We start from the raw sequence: 15,899 nt of genomic DNA, 5'->3' as shown, positions 1-15,899 counted from the left end.
CAAGAAATGTTCTTTAGCGAGTGTAATCTTATTGTTATGAAATAATAAAAAATTTAAAATAGCAGCTGAATGGCAAAAATGCAGTTTATAAAGATGAACATTAGGCTTTTAAATGAATAAAGCAGCGAATCAAATTGGTGAAACAATTGACAGTTTTCACCGCGGAAAATTTTATTTGGTTCAACCCCATAAATATGGTCATCGTTCTGGAATGGATGCGATGTTATTAGCTAGTTTGGTTCCAAGTGATTTAAAGGGCAAGGTTGTTGATTTAGGGGCAGGTGCTGGAGCTGCAGGGTTGGCTGTTGCTTCGCGTTGTCTGAAAGTTCATGTTACCTTAGTTGAACGTTCAGCTTTTATGGTATCTTACGCTCAAAAAACGCTTATGCTAAAACAAAATAAACAATTTGCTAGCCGAATTTGTTTGCTAGAAGCAGATGTTACCTTCAAAGGGAATGCCCGTATAAGAGCAGGTTTGATAGATAATAGCTTTGATTTTGCGATTATGAATCCACCTTTTAATAATCCCACCGATCGTAAGACACCTGATAAACAAAAATCTGAAGCACATGTTATGTCTGAAGCGATGTTTGATAACTGGTTGCGGAGTGCAGCAGCCATTGTTAAGCCAGGTGGATACTTAGGGCTCATTGCGCGTCCACAATCGCTGACAGATATCTTGCGTGCTTTAGAAGGGCGTTTTGGTGGTATTTGTATAATTCCTGTGCATGCACGTGCGAAAACAGCAGCAATTCGTCTTTTATTTTACGCAAAACGAGGAAGCAGAGCAGCTTTATCTGTTTTGCCGGCATTGGTTATACATGAAGGTAATGACCATACTTTTTCACCACGGGTTGATGCAATTAATAATGGATATATAAGCTTGTGGGAACTTTTCTAATAGTATCTTGTGTTTTTTAGTTTATTATTTAGAGTCCAAACTTTGTTATTAGGGAGGTTTGACTTTGGGTGAAGTTATATTTCTGCTTGTAATGTGGGGATTGATTGGCGCTTTTGGATATTATCGCGTTCTTCCTTTTTGTTGTCCTTTCCTATTTAATTGTTCTTAATTTATAAGGAGATTTTGTTTTGATGGATTTTATTAAAAGTTTTATTCCACGCCGTTTTTCTTCCGATAAACTTGAAATTCCTGTGGTGCGCCTTCAAGGAGCAATTATGGATTCATCAGCGTCTATATCTCGTACTCTTTCCCTCAGTAGGTGTGCAAATCTTTTAGAGAAGGCTTTCGGACACAAAAAGTCACCGGCTGTTGCACTTATTATTAATTCTCCTGGTGGTTCACCTGTACAGTCGCGTTTTATCTTCAAGCGTATTCGTGATTTGGCAGAAGAAAAAAATAAAAAGGTTCTTGTGTTTATTGAAGATATTGCAGCATCCGGTGGTTATATGATTGCTTGTGCGGGGGATGAAATTTTTGCAGATCCTTCTTCAATTGTTGGTTCCATTGGAGTGGTTTCAGCTTCCTTTGGTTTTCCGGAACTTTTGAAAAAAATTGGTATCGAACGGCGTGTCTACACAGCAGGAAAGAACAAAGTTACATTAGATCCATTTCAGCCAGAAAAAAAGGCGGATATTGAGCATTTGAAATCTCTCCAACTTGAAGTGCATCAAACTTTTATCGATTTGGTTAAAGAACGGCGTGCTGAAAAATTATCAGATGATTCGAATCTCTTTACAGGAATGTTTTGGAGTGGAAAACAAAGCGTTGAGCTTGGTCTTGTTGATGGATTGAATGATGTACGTTCTGTTATTAAAGAGCGCTTTGGTAATGATGCAAAACTTCGACTTATTACGCCTCCAAAAAGTTTTTTAGGACCTAAAACGCCTTCAGGAGTGACGGCACATACGGTTTATACAGTCATTGATAGTGCATTGATGGCAGCAGAAGAGCGAGCACTTTGGCAGCGTTATGGTTTGTGATGGAAAGGATCATTCAAGCCAGAGAGATTTTTATCTAAAAACAGATGCTAGAAGAAAAAAGGCTTGAAATGATACGAATGAGAACATGTCGTTTGTTTTGTATGAGAACTCTTTATATTTATTGTTTTTTAGAAAACGATTAAGAATATTCCAAGCTGTTTATAGTGCTAGTGCTAAAAGTGTGGATAAAAGGGGGGAATTTGTAAAAGAACCCTATACAGGTTAATATTACGTCATATGATGCCAAATGTACAAGCTTCGTTCCAAAGACATTCCTATTTATTTACACCTATTAAATTGAATTTAGCTCTACATGTTGTGGGGCAACGTGCTGATGGGTATCATTTAATAGAAAGTTTGGTTTATTTTAGTCTTAGCGGTGATTGTCTACACTATGCACCTTGTGAAAATAATCAGTTTGTTTTGACGGGGCCGTTTGCAAAAGGACTTGTTTCTCATTTAGACAATTTGGTTATTCGCGCACGGGACTTTATGCATAAGACTTTTCCGGAATGTGCTCAACCTGCTTTTTTTCGGCTTGTAAAAACATTACCTGTTGCTTCAGGCATTGGTGGCGGCTCAGGTGATGCAGCTGGGGTTATCAGCATGTTGCGTCAACAGTGGAATCTTGATTGCCCTTACGAAGAATTAGCAAAAAAGAGCTTAGTTCTTGGTGCTGATGTTCCCATGTGCCTTTGTGCATTAGAATATCAGCAGCCGCTTTTGGTCAAAGGAATTGGTCAAGAGATGATACAAATAAAAGGAGCCTGTTCTCTTGCAATAGTATTGGTTAATCATGGACAAGAGATTTCAACACCAACTGTTTTTAAAGCGTTAGAGAAGCGTCATAATCCTTCTTTAAAAATTAATACAGACGCTTTAAAAAGTGTTGATTCATTGGTTAAAGCTTTACAAGAAACGCGTAATGATCTTTTTTCTCCTGCATTAAAAATAGCACCTCAGTTAGCTGAAGTGTTATCTATATTAGATGAATGTGGAGCTCTTTTTTCCCGTATGTCTGGAACGGGAGCAACTTGCTTTGGCATTTTTAAAAATAAACAAACGGCGCAACAAGCAGCTCTTTTTATCAAATCAATGCACCCAAATTGGTTTGTAAAACCTATCATGACTTTAGGAAATATTTGATAAATAAATATAAAAGCTTTTATTTCATCATGATTTTATTATACATAATGAAAGAGGGGAACCAAAGAAATGTGCTTTTTATCTTTTGTGTAAGAGTTCGCAGAATATTTGAAGAGCCATTTAAAACTGTAATGCTTGCAAAAAATGATCAGGCTACAGAAATAGATGTATGTTTGTTGTATGTGTGATTTATCAAAGATGTTTAATTTGCCGCTTCAACCAAATTTTTCGTGCGAATTGGATTTGCAAAAACAGGGTTTTTTTCATATAGCAGGTGTTGATGAAGTAGGACGGGGGCCTCTCGCGGGACCTGTGGTAACAGCAGCCGTTATCTTGGATAGAGATCGTATTCCTAATGGGTTAAATGATTCAAAAAAACTTTCTTTTTTCCAACGAAATAGACTTTATCATGAAATTTTGCAAAGTGCATTAGCGGTTTCAGTCGCCAGTCTTTGTGCTCGTACAATTGATCAATCTAATATTAGAAAAGCAACTTTAGAAGCAATGCGTCGCTGTATTATAGGATTAGCCATTCCAGCCCACTATGTCCTTGTTGATGGGCGTGATATTCCTTCTGAGTTGTCCTGTTCTGCAATGGCGTTGATTAAGGGCGATCAGCGTTCAGTTTCAATTGCAGCCGCATCTATTATTGCGAAAGTAACGCGTGATCGGATGATGGAATGTGCAGGACAAGTTTATAAAGGGTATGGTTTAGAGAAGCATGTAGGTTATGCAACGCTAGCGCATCGTACAGCTCTTGATAAATATGGACCAGTTATAGGGTTACATCGTTATAGTTTTGCACCACTAAAAGAGTGTAAAAAAGGTAATTAAAATCAGTTACTTATTACAAGAGTAAGGGGTTTTATAATCATTGATTCTATTATGTTTTTTGAGTGTCTATCCCTAACCTTTTTGAAGCTTTTTTATCACTTATTCCTATCTATTTTTTCCAGATATAGAATCAGATATTTCTAACATGGGCTTAACTCTTATTTGTTATTAACCGTATAGCGATGATATACGACAAGGGGTGGTAATGGCAATTGTGAGTTTTAAACATAAGGGCTTAAAATTATTTTGTACAACAGGTTCCACAAAAGCTATTTGACCAGATCATGTAAAAAAATTCGCGTTATCTTAACGGTTTTAACAAGTGCTACTACGCTTGAAATATTGAGAGAGCCTGCCTTTAAAATGCACCATCTTAAAGGTGAACTTATAGAGTACTGTTCTATATGGGTGAATGGAAATTGGCGTGCTACTTTTCGCTTTATAGGAACAGATGTGGAGCTTGTTGATTATCAAGATTACCATTGAAGAAAGGAATGAAAAAAAATGATGCACAACCCCGCACATCCGGGTAAAGTTCTGAAAGTAGCTTTCTTAGAAGAAATGGGGATAACAATACAAAAATTAGCTGATCATGTCCATATGACAAGAGCTTCTTTATCAAGAGTGATTAACGGACATGCTTCTATAAGTACCGAGCTTGCTGTTAAATTAGAATTAGCTGGTTTTAGTAAAGCAAAATTTTGGTTGGATATGCAAACAAACTATAATTTATGGCAAACAATGCAACAGGCACAACCACCTATTTCTCCTCTGGTTTCTGATACATCTCAAACGCCGCTTTGATTTCGTTAATAATTTTGATAGCAATTTAGTTTGTTAAGCGGTGCTTTGTGAGGCTAACTTTTTTGGAGCTTTTTGATTGCTTCAAGGGAAAGTTTTTACGGTCTGCACTCTTTATATCAAGGGATGCCATTTTATCTTCGGTTCAACCAAAAAGCGCTTTCATTTGTGAAACCGTAGCACCAGCATTGGCAGTATGTTTTGCTGCTAATTTTTGCAATCCGTGCGCTGATTTTTTAATACCCGCCGCATTACATGCTTCACGAAAGAGGTTGCCAAAACTTTCTTTGATAAGCTTATTTCCATCTTTACCACAAATGAATGTTTCATCACCTATGGGACCAATTTTAAGGGTTGCCTCTAGTTCTGGTAAAACAAGCCCGTATAAAGAAGAAGGTTAATCCAGATGCGTTCATGTGTACCATGTGACCAACGGTGATAATATTTGTCTATGTCCTATTCTAGCCAAGGCAGTAATTCCTCGTTGTTAAGAGATTTTGGTGCTTTTATATTAAAGGCAGGATTTTTATTTAAAAGGGCATTATCAACCGCCTAATTAAAGAGACCGTTTAAAGAGGTCAAAAAATGTTTTGCTGCTGCGAGAGTATGTCGCCTTCTGTCTACGGCGTCAAGGATATGGTGTCTTTCTATACTTTTATATGCACGATCAGCAATATGTTTAGAAACATTATTCAGAATTCGATATTTAACTTTTTGAGTAGATTCTGATTGATTATGCCATTGCATGCTTTGTAAATACTGATGCAATAACCAATTGAAAGAGCCTTTTGTAAGTCTGGTTATTTTCTTGGAGATGCCATTTTGCACTTATTTAATAGCCAGTGTATATTTGCTCTGATGGAAATCAAAGGACTGTCATAAATTTTAGCATTTCTATAAATTTTAGCTTTTCCACTAATAAATGTAGCACCGGAAACTTGTGCATTGGCAAAAACACATGCGTTTTCATAAATATCAGAAATGTTATCAATATAAGCATCACCAAAAACCTTGGCATAACCATAGACTTTTGCATCATCACCTACCCAGCAATTACCATCATGACTTAGGTTGTCTTTTTTTTGTATAAAGCCCGCCAAGATCACCTGCTTTAACAGCATCAAAATCCCTTAAAGCACGAATTCGGTGAAGAGTTTTTCCATCAACCTCAGTTATTTCATCAGTCAGTTTATATTTATTTTCCATGGTTTATTTCCTTGATTTGCGTACAATCCACCCGTAGCGTGAATCATGCATTATTTAAAAGTTGTTAGGAATGGGGAGAGGGCTAGAGGTTGTAAATGCCCCCCATATGTAAAAAGTTTGTAAGTTTATTTTTTAAAATGTGCTTAATTTCATATTTCCAATCAGACAATTGAGTGAGAGCTAATGCGAGTTGTCCTCTATGACACATGTATACATTGGCTTCAAAACAGGTGATTGCAACGCGCTTTTTTAAAAAAATTTGATATAATTTGTTTATTGCACAAGAATTATTCTTGAGAGTTGTATTTTGATAATCTTCAAAAAGGCGGTCATAATCTTTTTGTGTTTTCAAATTTCTTCGTTTTTCAGAAGCAATTCCAAGTTCAGGCATATGCATATATTCAATATCAATGTTGCTTACAGCTTTCTCTAATTGTCTTTTCGAAAATCCGAGGTTTCTACTTATTGAATTTTTACGAACATCACACAAAAGTTTAATATTATTTTTGATCAGTTGATTGAGATAGTCCTCAGAGGATTTTCTTTCATAGCCAATGGTAAAAAAATAAAGCTCTCATCTTTAGCAGGCTGTATGATGATATTTTTGATGTTACACACATTTAATTTCCTTAGTAAATGGGTGGGGGCTCTATGAGCGCCTCTTTCCAAAAGGATAAATCCTCTAGTGATTATCATAGTGTTGTGGAACAATCAGGCATCAAAGCGGGTGATGGCGGCTTTAAGATCAACGTTAAAGATAAAACAACGCTGACCGGAGGCATCATTGCCAGCACCGCGCCGGCAGATAAAAACAGCCTGACCACAGGAAGCATTAGTACCAGTGATATCAGCAACAGTGCGCATGCTCAAGCTAGCAGCCAAGGGTTTAGCATTTCTGGGAATGACACGATAAAAAACATTGCCAAAAATGCTTTAAGTCACGGCAAAGCCCATAATGGAGCGGAAGGATATACAAATCCTCTATCGGCGGTGCACCATCATCCTCACTGATACAACTGGACAGAGGGCGATGGGGCAAGATGCTGGACAAATCATTGGCTCTCTCTCTCAACCACAACACCGCAGCAGTCCACCAGGGCTGTCGCACCGATAGATGCCATATTGCTTGAGGGCATCGTTCATAATCGCTTAGACATGATCAATGATTTATCGGATGAAGGTCTTGGATACTGGGACAAAGTGCGCGAAATGACAAATGTCAAAGAGCATCCAGTAGGTGAGGTTGAGCATGATGAAAATGGCAATGTCCTCTATTTAACTGATGAAAATGGAGAACCTATATAAAGACAGTGATGGAGAATATATTACTCTGTATCACTTTTTAAAAGCTGAAGATGAGCAGCAAGCATTTACAAGTTGGTTCTGATGGCAACAGGCGTATGTTCTAAAATGGCATTTTTAACACATCCGATGATGCTGCGTGTTATGCTGTCCAATTTGCTGACAATGATCATGGTCCCCTTTATTTTACATACTTCCCACAAGCTAAAGACTGGGAAGTGGAAATAGGGATAGCGATTTTTCAGAAGCTTCTGGAAAGTAAACTTTTTTTGATTGACCAATTCAACCAAGAAATTTCAGGATACAATGTATCTTTATGGCAATACAGGATTGCATATTGATGCCCATAGTTGTGGCAGTTTGACAGACTTTAATATGCTGAATTCTTTCAAACAAGAAGGTATGCACGGGATAGCCGACAACACGAATATCAATTTCTATAGACCAGCCTTTAATGTTTTAGTTGCATCTGGTCTGTTAGGTTATGTGAGTGATGGCAAACAAACTACTATTGGCTTTGATGGGAATAGATATGACTTTGTAAGCAGAATTATTGGTGTATACCTACGAGACAATACCTGCTGGTAGTAACGTTTGGAAAGAATGATTGAGAGTGGCTACAAATCCCATAAGTTCCCATACCTGTCTTGGAGATGCGGGCCAAGCATGTCGGTATATTTACGGCTCATCCAATCGAGTACAAGTCCTTTTAAGGAGGAACAAATGAAACAAACTCTAAAATTATTAAGCGCTGTAACTTTGTTCAGTATAGCCGGATGTCAATTTAACAAACCTCCTCTAGGAGAGGTGACAGCGTGGAAGAAACCAGGAGCAGATTTTACAGAGGTAGGAAAAGCCTTGTTAGAATGTGGAATGCCAACACCTTATTATACCGATCCAGAAAGCAGAAAGCTAAGTAACAATGCATGGGCAACAATTCATGCGTGTATGGTTCAATCAGGTTTCCATTATGAAAATGAACATGAGGGAGGATGGTGTTATACTTTTAGAGACGAAAACCTTCCCATTTGTCGTCCAGGCACTGTCATACCACAGCGAAGTGTCAAGAAGCGCTTAAATAGCCCTTATTGTAAAAAGCATTCAGAACAACTTGAATGCAAACCTTAGGTCTTGCTTCAGCAGAGAAAGCCTTGAATTTACACCAAATAAAGCTCTAGGTTGATGAGCTTGAGAAAGCCTTGTCCGTCCTTACGTGACAAGGTTTTTTTTATGCCGCGTCGTTATAACGTTGCTGCTTTGCTTGCTCGATGACATTGATAAGATCTGATTGCAACCAACGCGATAAAAAACCAAATTTTAAAGGTTTTGGGAGAGAGCCATTGGTTACATGACGGCGGAATGTTGAAACACTCATATGAAGCAATTTTGCACTTTCACGGTCTGTTAAAAGAATATCATTTTCTGTCATAATAATTTCCTTTCACTATAAAAAAATGGTAACAAATCATAAGCATTTATTAACCATATTTTTGTTCATTTTTGAAGGTATTTTATTTATAGAAAACAATATTTTATCATATTTTTTCTGATGTGATAAATTATGACTCTTATTGAGAAAGAATGAGAGAAAAGAGAGCTAAAGTTATCCACAGATAATGGGGTTATGCACCCCATATCTTAAGATTGACCGGTGACATAAGCCGCCCATTTATCCATATAGACACGGCGCTGTTCTAGATAGTCAGTACGACGATAGGCACGCTCTACTTGTCCTCCTACTGTATGATTTAGAATAGTTTCAGCGACTTCATAGGGAGCATCGGTTGTTTCAGCGAGCCAATTGCGTAAACTAGAGCGAAAACCATGGGGGCAGGCTTCAATTTTATTTTTTCTCATATACGTAGCCATACATTTCTCAGCGAGGGGACCACGAACTCTAGCAGAAAAAAAGAAATCATTACGAGAGAGCAAGCGCGCTTGTTTTAGAATTTCTAATGCTTCTGTTGATAGAGGCACGCGAAATTCTGTTGTAGCATCACGCCTTCCTTTCATATTCTCAGCAGGAATGGTCCATATATTCTCCTCAACTTGATCTTTATGAATATGACGTAAAGGATTGGTACGAACGCCTGTAAGAATAAGCAAACGCAAAGCCAGTTGTGTTATGGTTGATGCTTCACAGAGTGTTTTATAAAAAGCCGGCACATCTTTTCAATCCATGGCTGGTAAATTTTGCGTTTTATGACGTTGTTTACCTAAGAGCGCGCGTGCTTTTTCTGTTGCTTGTAAATCAACATTCAATCCTAATGCAGCCGCATGTTTGAGACAAAGATTGAGACGAATAAGAGCTCTATAAGCAGTTCCAGCTTTTGAATGCCAAATAGGGGCAAGTGTATTGCGTATCTCTGTTTGAGTAATCTCAGAAACGGGAAGACAGCCTAGTTTAGGGAGAATATGAAGGCGTAATGGTAAAAACCAATCCCCATCTTTACCATCATTTTTTAATTTAGCTTTACGACTTTCAAAAGCATCCAACGCGATATCTTTTAAATAATGGAGATTACTTATTGCCTCACGCTTTTGTTTTTCACGTTCTTTAATAGGATCACGACCTTCACGAAGAACAGAACGCCACCCAGTTGCCAATTCACGAGCTTGTTTTAAAAAAACATCTTGCAACGCTCCCAAGCCCATTTCACGGCGCCGACCATGAATGGTAAAACGGTAAATCCATTGAGCACCTCCATCTTTACACTTATGAAGTAACAAGCCGGCACCATCATTATATTTACCAGCTCGTGGGTGTTGCGACAGTCCTTGCATTAAGACGGTTCATAAGAGCCATTTTTAGTCCTTTCTTCTATAGTTTTTACCCATACGCCAGCCCCGCTTGTGATGTGCAAGCAAGCGGTTTTGATTGATTCAAGATAAACAGATTTAAAATGAGAGAATCCTACAGTATTAGTTTTTTCATTCAATATGAAAACAATAAGTTATCCTTATAAATCAATGTGATGTAGCAGGATGAAGATGTTTATGCAAAGAATCTAAAAGTTTTTTTTGCGAGTGTTTGAATAAGTCCTTTGTTTTTCTGAATTTTAGATACAAAATACTATTGCTAAAGTACTAAAAGTAGATCATGCTGGTAAATAGATGAGACTTTGATGGCGCTTGGTTTTAAAAAAGGCAATATTTGATTTCACTGTTTGCGCTGGCATTGATTTTGCAATAACAGATAATAGTTTATTGTATGCAGAATACTGTTATTTAGATTTTGATAAAAAGAAATTTATAAAGAATATTATCATTAACAGTTATGCGAAACTTTAATGAAAATGAATCCAACTTTAATACACATAATTTTAGTGTGATTTAGTTTACAAATGCTCATTGAATGCAAAATTAAAAGTTTAAGAAGCCTTATTTTCAAAAATTCTTTATTTTTTTGTGAGTGTGTCATTTTTGCTACAGATCTTTCAAAAAAGATGCTCTATATATATTTCATTTTGGATATTTGGAGAGATTTTATGAATACAAAACGTTTAATAACAGCGTCTATTTTTTCTTTAATTTCAGCGTCTACAGCACTAGCTGCTGATGTTATAATTCCTCATCAGCCAGCATCATCGACTTCTTCTACCATTATCGCGCCTACTTTTTCATGGACAGGTCTTTATTTAGGTGTTCAAGCGGGTGGTTTTTCGAGCAAAGCTGATATGGCTCTTGTTGGTCAAGAAAAGAGTTTACCACTGGATAAAGAGTTCTCTCCTAAACTTTCAGGTTTTGCAGGTGGTTTTTATGCAGGTTCTAATATTGATCTCGGTGACAACTTTATTTTTGGCGTCGATACGGATTTAATGATATCTGGAAAAAAACACACAAAGACCATTACTATAGGTGCAGCTGATAACACTACAGTAGAAAATGCAGTCGTAAGATCCCGCAGATCCGCAAGCCTACCAACGCCTCAACCACTACAAGTAACAACATCAAGTAGATCACAAACACAAAAAGCCGCATCAACAGCATCCACAGGCGCAGGAAGAGCTGCAAGTGCAGGAGCACCTGCAGGCTCAGGAATATCCGCAGGTGCAGGAGCTAAAACGGTAACTCCAACAGAAAAATCCAAGTCAAGAAAACCTGCTACAGCACAAACTGGACAAGCAAATCCAGCTCAACAACCAAATGCAGAAGCAAGACAATCAAGTCAACCCACAACAATTGGCAATTCTGGCAATGTTCATTCTACAACAGCAGAAAAAACAGTGACGGTGGAAAGAGCATCAGGAGTTTCAACGCTATCATCAAAAACGTCATCTGCATCGTCAACAACACAACCAGTCCTCGTCAGACAAGTGACGAGAACAGATGTAGGACAGACATCGGTAAATGGATTAAAATTACCTGAATCTAAATCAATATCCTCTACCACAGGAGCAAGCTCACCAGAGCGGTCACCGCTCCTATTGGCAAGATCAGACACAGGAGATCAACCATCAGTAAGAGGAACAAATGGAGTAACGGCGTCTGCAAAATCTGCAGAAACGTCATCTGTATCAACAGGGGCTGTACAAGTGCAATCTACTCCAACAAAATCCGTTGCTGTAAAACCCGCGCCCTCTACCTCAACAACGGGAACAGAAGCAAGTCAGCCAGCAGCAAAAGCACCTGCATCGGTACAACCTGCATCACAATCATCAGCAGTAGAAAGAACAGTACCGAGCGGAGGGACACTTATACTCGCGAGATCAGGGGCATCCTCTGAATCAGCAAAAGCTTCTAATGGAACAAGCGGAGCCCAACACGGGAATCATCATAGCTCTTTCCATGGTAGCGGAAATGCTCATCCACATGGTGCATCTCATGCAGGTGGGCATGGTTCTGGTGCTCATGCGCATGGTGCTAATCCACATGCTTCTCGTTCTCATGGTGGACAGAATATGGCTGGACACGGTGCACAAAGTACACAAGCGGTGGATAAGAATGATTCCAGTGTATATGGTATAGAACAAATAAAAAAGATGGCTTCTGAACTTGGTCTTGATCAAGAGTATGAAGTTGAAACGTTAAGTCATACTTTCAAACAAAATTGGGGTGGTGCTACACGGGTACGTATTGGTTTTGCTGCTGATCGCTTTATGCCTTATCTTGCTGGTGGTATTGCTTATGGGCAATTCCAAGACACTGTATCAATATCCGTTAAGGATGAGGATGGAAGAGTCGTTTCTTCTAAGAATTTAGCTGATGAAACAAAAACCATGATTGGTTACACACTTGGTGGTGGCGTTGATTTCTCGCTTCTGGATAATGTGATTGTACGTGCAGAATATCGTTACTCTGATTTTGGTAAAAAGAAATTTGCAAAGGAAAAACTTGAAGTTAACTACAAAACCAATGATTTCCGTGTTGGTGTAGCTTATAAATTCTAATTTTTTAAAGAGTAAATTTCTAAGAGGCTCCACTGTCAGTGGAGCCTTTATTTTTTAAAAGATCACTTTTTGGTTTCTTTTCTTGTGAATTTCATGATAAAGCCCATAGAGTGTGATGATATATTTTCCTGATCGCTGCTTAATACGAATGATAAGCTCGGCTTTCCCTATAGATAAAAACCAGAGTTGCAGGGTTCAGGGAAGTTATGCAAAAATGAAATCGTAAAAGTGGACAGGGATATTTCACAATGGCTGTGAAAAATGAAACAATAGATTATTCAAAAACTCTTTATCTCCCACAGACAAATTTTCCTATGCGTGCAGGGCTTCCGCAAAAAGAGCTTGAATTGATGGCGCGTTGGGAAAATATGGGGCTTTATGCGCAATTGCGCCAACAAGCAAAAGATCGTCCATTTTATATTCTTCATGATGGTCCACCTTATGCAAATGGTCATATTCATATCGGGCATGCTTTAAATAAAGTTCTAAAGGATGTGGTTGTCCGTTCATTCCAAATGCGCGGTTTTAATGCAAATTATGTTCCTGGTTGGGATTGCCATGGGCTTCCAATTGAATGGAAAATTGAAGAAAAATATCGAGCACAAGGAAAAAATAAGGATGAGGTACCTCTTAACGAGTTTCGTCAAGAATGCCGTGAATTTGCACAGCATTGGGTAACCGTTCAAAGTGAAGAATTTAAACGCCTTGGTGTTGTGGGAGATTTTAACGCGCCTTATACTACAATGGCTTTTCATGCAGAAGCACGCATTGCCAGTGAATTGATAAAATTTGCTATGTCAGATCAGATTTATCGTGGTTCCAAGCCAGTGATGTGGTCTGTTGTGGAGCGTACGGCTTTGGCAGAGGCTGAGATTGAATATCATGATCATGAATCAGAGGTGCTTTGGGTTAAGTTTCCTGTTTTTGAAGCAAATTCTGATGATTTATATGGTGCTCATGTCGTCATTTGGACAACAACACCGTGGACAATTCCAAGCAATCGTGCAGTGAGTTATTCTTCGCAGATTTCTTATAGTATTTACGAAGTTGAAAGTGCTGAAAATGATTTTGGTCCTCAAGTGGGAGAAAAGCTTCTTTTTGCAGACGCTTTAGCGATGAGTTGTGGAGAAAAAGCCAAACTTGTTTTGAAGCGTTTACGTGTTATTTCTGCTGAGGAATTGAAAGCTCTTGTTCTTTCTCATCCACTCAAAGGTTTAGCTGGAGGGTATAATTATAAAATTCCATTGCTTGATGGTTCACACGTAACAGAGAGTGCTGGTACAGGTTTTGTCCATACAGCACCAAGCCATGGGCGTGAGGACTTTGAAATTTGGAATGATTATAAGTCCTTACTGGAGCAAGCGGGGATTGATTCATCTATACCGTTTCCTGTTGATGATGCAGGGTTCTATACGAAAGATGTTCTAGGTTTAGGACCAGATCGTGAAGGAGGACCTGCACGTGTTATTGATGATAATGGAAAAATGGGTGACGCCAATAAAGAGGTCATTAACGCTTTAATTAAAGCAGATCGATTGTTTGCACGGGGGCGTTTAAAGCATTCCTATCCCCATAGTTGGCGTTCAAAAAAACCCGTTATTTTTCGCAATACACCACAATGGTTTATTTCAATGGATAAAGATTTTGGGGATGGTTCAACTTTACGTAGTCGGGCTTTGGAAGCTGTTTCAAAAACGCGTTTTGTGCCATCTTCTGGACAAAACCGCCTAGCTTCTATGATAGAGGATCGTCCTGATTGGGTTCTTTCTCGTCAGCGTTCTTGGGGGGTTCCTATTTGTATTTTTGCGAATGAGGATGGTGTTATTCTAAAAGATGAAGGTGTGAACGAGCGTATTTTACGGGCTTTTGAAGCAGAAGGGGCAGATGCATGGTTTGCTGAAGGAGCACGTGAACGTTTTTTAGGTGAGCGTGCACATGAGCCTTGGGTACAGGTTTATGATATTTTGGATGTTTGGTTTGATTCTGGAGCAAGCCATAGCTTTGTGTTAGAAGATCGGGCTGATTTGAAATGGCCTGCTGATGTTTATTTTGAAGGTTCAGATCAACATCGCGGATGGTTCCAATCTTCTCTTTTGGAAAGCTGTGGTACGCGTGCTTGTTCTCCCTATAAAGCCGTGATCACACACGGTTTTACTTTGGATGAGAATGGTAAGAAAATGTCTAAATCTTTAGGCAATACGGTTGTTCCGCAAGAGATCATTAAAACATCTGGAGCTGATATTTTTCGTCTCTGGGTTATGACAACCGATTATTGGGAAGATCAGCGTTTAGGCAAAAAAATTCTTCAAACAAATGTGGATTCATATCGTAAACTACGCAATGCAATTCGTTGGATGCTAGGAACTTTAGCACATGATGATGGGGAAGAAATATCTTATGGTGCACTGCCGGATCTTGAAAAATTTATATTGCATAGGCTTTTTGAACTTGATCAGTTGATTAATCGCGCTTACGACGAATTTGATTTTAAAAAGATTATGCGTGCATTATTGGATTTTTCAATCATTGAGTTATCGGCATTTTATTTTGATATCCGCAAGGATTCTCTTTATTGTGATGCGCCTTCATCAAAAAAACGCAAGGCCTCCTTGCAGGTTGTCCGTGAGATTTTTGAGCGTATGGTAACATGGCTTTCTCCAATGTTGCCTTTTACTATGGAGGAAGCTTGGTTAGAGCGTTATCCAGAAAGCCAATCGGTGCATTTGGAACAATTTCGCTCTGTACCAGAAGAATGGCAAAACCAATCTTTGGCTGAGCGTTGGAAAAAAATTCGGCAGGTCCGTAAAGTTGTGACAGGTGCTTTAGAGCTTGAACGTGCTAATAAGCGTATTGGATCCTCTTTGGAAGCTGCGCCTATTGTTTTTATTTCCAATCTGGTTTTACGAGAGGCATTAGAAAATGTGGATATGGCGGAGATCTGTATTACCAGTGCACTCACAATTAGGCAGGACACGATACCTTCCGATTCTTTTACTTTGAATGATGTTGAAGGTGTTGGTGTATATCCAGAGAAGGCATTAGGAAAAAAATGTGCTCGATCATGGCGTTATACACAAGATGTTGGGAGTGATCCAGCTTATCCGGATGTATCTGCTCGTGATGCAGCTGCTTTGCGGGAACTACAGATTCTTGGTAAGATTTAAAATTTTAAATCAAGGGAAAGGAGTACAAGTATATTTCTCATATTGATGAATATAGTTTTTTGTGGTACAAAGTAAATTCCGTTGTTTTTTCTGCAGGGGGGAAATTTGTGTATGG

At 38.6% G+C, this 15,899-nt stretch carries 15 protein-coding genes and 3 pseudogenes; 12 read left to right on the top strand and 6 right to left on the bottom strand.

The window, feature by feature from the left end:
- Positions 1 to 112 precede the first annotated feature (112 nt).
- From ACFILL_RS04290 to ACFILL_RS04265, 6 genes and pseudogenes are all read left to right on the top strand, one after another.
- Positions 113 to 901, top strand: a complete 789-nt coding sequence (locus ACFILL_RS04290) for a tRNA1(Val) (adenine(37)-N6)-methyltransferase (RefSeq protein WP_375631021.1) — start codon at positions 113 to 115, stop codon at positions 899 to 901.
- Between the two features lie 191 nt (positions 902 to 1,092).
- On the top strand, positions 1,093 to 1,941 hold the full coding sequence (locus tag ACFILL_RS04285; protein WP_273790405.1) for a S49 family peptidase: 849 nt from the start codon (positions 1,093 to 1,095) through the stop codon (positions 1,939 to 1,941).
- Between the two features lie 237 nt (positions 1,942 to 2,178).
- Positions 2,179 to 3,087 carry a 4-(cytidine 5'-diphospho)-2-C-methyl-D-erythritol kinase gene (locus tag ACFILL_RS04280; protein ID WP_273790406.1) on the top strand — a complete coding sequence of 303 codons (909 nt, stop codon included), beginning with the start codon at positions 2,179 to 2,181 and terminating at the stop codon, positions 3,085 to 3,087.
- Positions 3,088 to 3,252: 165 nt separating this feature from the next.
- A complete protein-coding gene (locus ACFILL_RS04275; protein ID WP_375631022.1) occupies positions 3,253 to 3,921 on the top strand; it encodes a ribonuclease HII in 669 nt (222 codons plus the stop codon).
- Between the two features lie 205 nt (positions 3,922 to 4,126).
- A pseudogene (locus ACFILL_RS04270) lies at positions 4,127 to 4,407 on the top strand (type II toxin-antitoxin system RelE/ParE family toxin).
- A gap of 18 nt (positions 4,408 to 4,425) precedes the next feature.
- Positions 4,426 to 4,725, top strand: coding sequence for a HigA family addiction module antitoxin (locus ACFILL_RS04265; protein ID WP_273790446.1), 300 nt, complete (start codon positions 4,426 to 4,428; stop codon positions 4,723 to 4,725).
- Positions 4,726 to 4,778: 53 nt separating this feature from the next.
- Here the strand turns inward: ACFILL_RS04265 and ACFILL_RS04260 are convergent.
- From ACFILL_RS04260 to ACFILL_RS04245, 4 genes and pseudogenes are all read right to left on the bottom strand, one after another.
- A pseudogene (locus ACFILL_RS04260) lies at positions 4,779 to 5,571 on the bottom strand (integrase); the annotation flags it as partial.
- Positions 5,523 to 5,822: a hypothetical protein gene (locus tag ACFILL_RS04255; protein ID WP_375637538.1), complete on the bottom strand. Its 300-nt coding sequence runs from the start codon at positions 5,820 to 5,822 to the stop codon at positions 5,523 to 5,525. The pseudogene ACFILL_RS04260 and the gene ACFILL_RS04255, both read right to left, overlap by 49 nt.
- Positions 5,782 to 5,928, bottom strand: coding sequence for a hypothetical protein (locus ACFILL_RS04250; RefSeq protein WP_375637510.1), 147 nt, complete (start codon positions 5,926 to 5,928; stop codon positions 5,782 to 5,784). Before ACFILL_RS04250 ends, ACFILL_RS04255 begins: the two co-directional genes overlap by 41 nt.
- Before the next feature lie 82 nt (positions 5,929 to 6,010).
- Entirely contained in the window at positions 6,011 to 6,418 is a 408-nt protein-coding gene (locus tag ACFILL_RS04245; RefSeq protein ID WP_375631023.1) for a DUF488 family protein, read from the bottom strand.
- 161 nt (positions 6,419 to 6,579) lie between these two features.
- On the opposite strand from ACFILL_RS04245, the gene ACFILL_RS04240 reads away from it, so the two are divergent.
- From ACFILL_RS04240 to ACFILL_RS04225, 4 genes are all read left to right on the top strand, one after another.
- Entirely contained in the window at positions 6,580 to 6,939 is a 360-nt protein-coding gene (locus tag ACFILL_RS04240; protein ID WP_375631024.1) for a hypothetical protein, read from the top strand.
- A 111-nt stretch (positions 6,940 to 7,050) separates the two neighbouring features.
- The gene (locus ACFILL_RS04235; protein WP_273790410.1) at positions 7,051 to 7,233 is read left to right on the top strand and encodes a hypothetical protein; all 183 of its coding nucleotides are present in this window, start codon (positions 7,051 to 7,053) and stop codon (positions 7,231 to 7,233) included.
- A gap of 270 nt (positions 7,234 to 7,503) precedes the next feature.
- Positions 7,504 to 7,818 carry a hypothetical protein gene (locus ACFILL_RS04230; protein WP_375637509.1) on the top strand — a complete coding sequence of 105 codons (315 nt, stop codon included), beginning with the start codon at positions 7,504 to 7,506 and terminating at the stop codon, positions 7,816 to 7,818.
- Between the two features lie 135 nt (positions 7,819 to 7,953).
- Positions 7,954 to 8,358 (top strand): hypothetical protein, encoded by a 405-nt coding sequence (locus ACFILL_RS04225; RefSeq protein WP_273790412.1) that lies wholly within the window; start codon positions 7,954 to 7,956, stop codon positions 8,356 to 8,358.
- A gap of 100 nt (positions 8,359 to 8,458) precedes the next feature.
- Here the strand turns inward: ACFILL_RS04225 and ACFILL_RS04220 are convergent, their stop codons facing one another.
- Positions 8,459 to 8,659 (bottom strand): AlpA family transcriptional regulator, encoded by a 201-nt coding sequence (locus tag ACFILL_RS04220; RefSeq protein WP_004860538.1) that lies wholly within the window; start codon positions 8,657 to 8,659, stop codon positions 8,459 to 8,461.
- Positions 8,660 to 8,868: 209 nt separating this feature from the next.
- Positions 8,869 to 10,036, bottom strand: a pseudogene (locus ACFILL_RS04215) (tyrosine-type recombinase/integrase).
- Positions 10,037 to 10,718: 682 nt separating this feature from the next.
- Between ACFILL_RS04215 and ACFILL_RS04210 the strand changes: the two are divergent.
- Positions 10,719 to 12,620, top strand: a complete 1,902-nt coding sequence (locus ACFILL_RS04210; RefSeq protein WP_375643347.1) for a porin — start codon at positions 10,719 to 10,721, stop codon at positions 12,618 to 12,620.
- A gap of 248 nt (positions 12,621 to 12,868) precedes the next feature.
- Positions 12,869 to 15,784 carry an isoleucine--tRNA ligase gene (gene ileS / locus ACFILL_RS04205; protein ID WP_375643349.1) on the top strand — a complete coding sequence of 972 codons (2,916 nt, stop codon included), beginning with the start codon at positions 12,869 to 12,871 and terminating at the stop codon, positions 15,782 to 15,784.
- Positions 15,785 to 15,899: the final 115 nt, after the last annotated feature.

Origin of the sequence: Bartonella sp. AP20NXHL (genome assembly GCF_042196165.1) — a bacterium.
In the GTDB taxonomy this organism is placed as follows: Bacteria; Pseudomonadota; Alphaproteobacteria; order Rhizobiales; family Rhizobiaceae; genus Bartonella.
The sequence above is the reverse complement of the archived record's forward strand: the minus strand, read 5'-3'. Positions and strand labels throughout refer to the sequence as shown.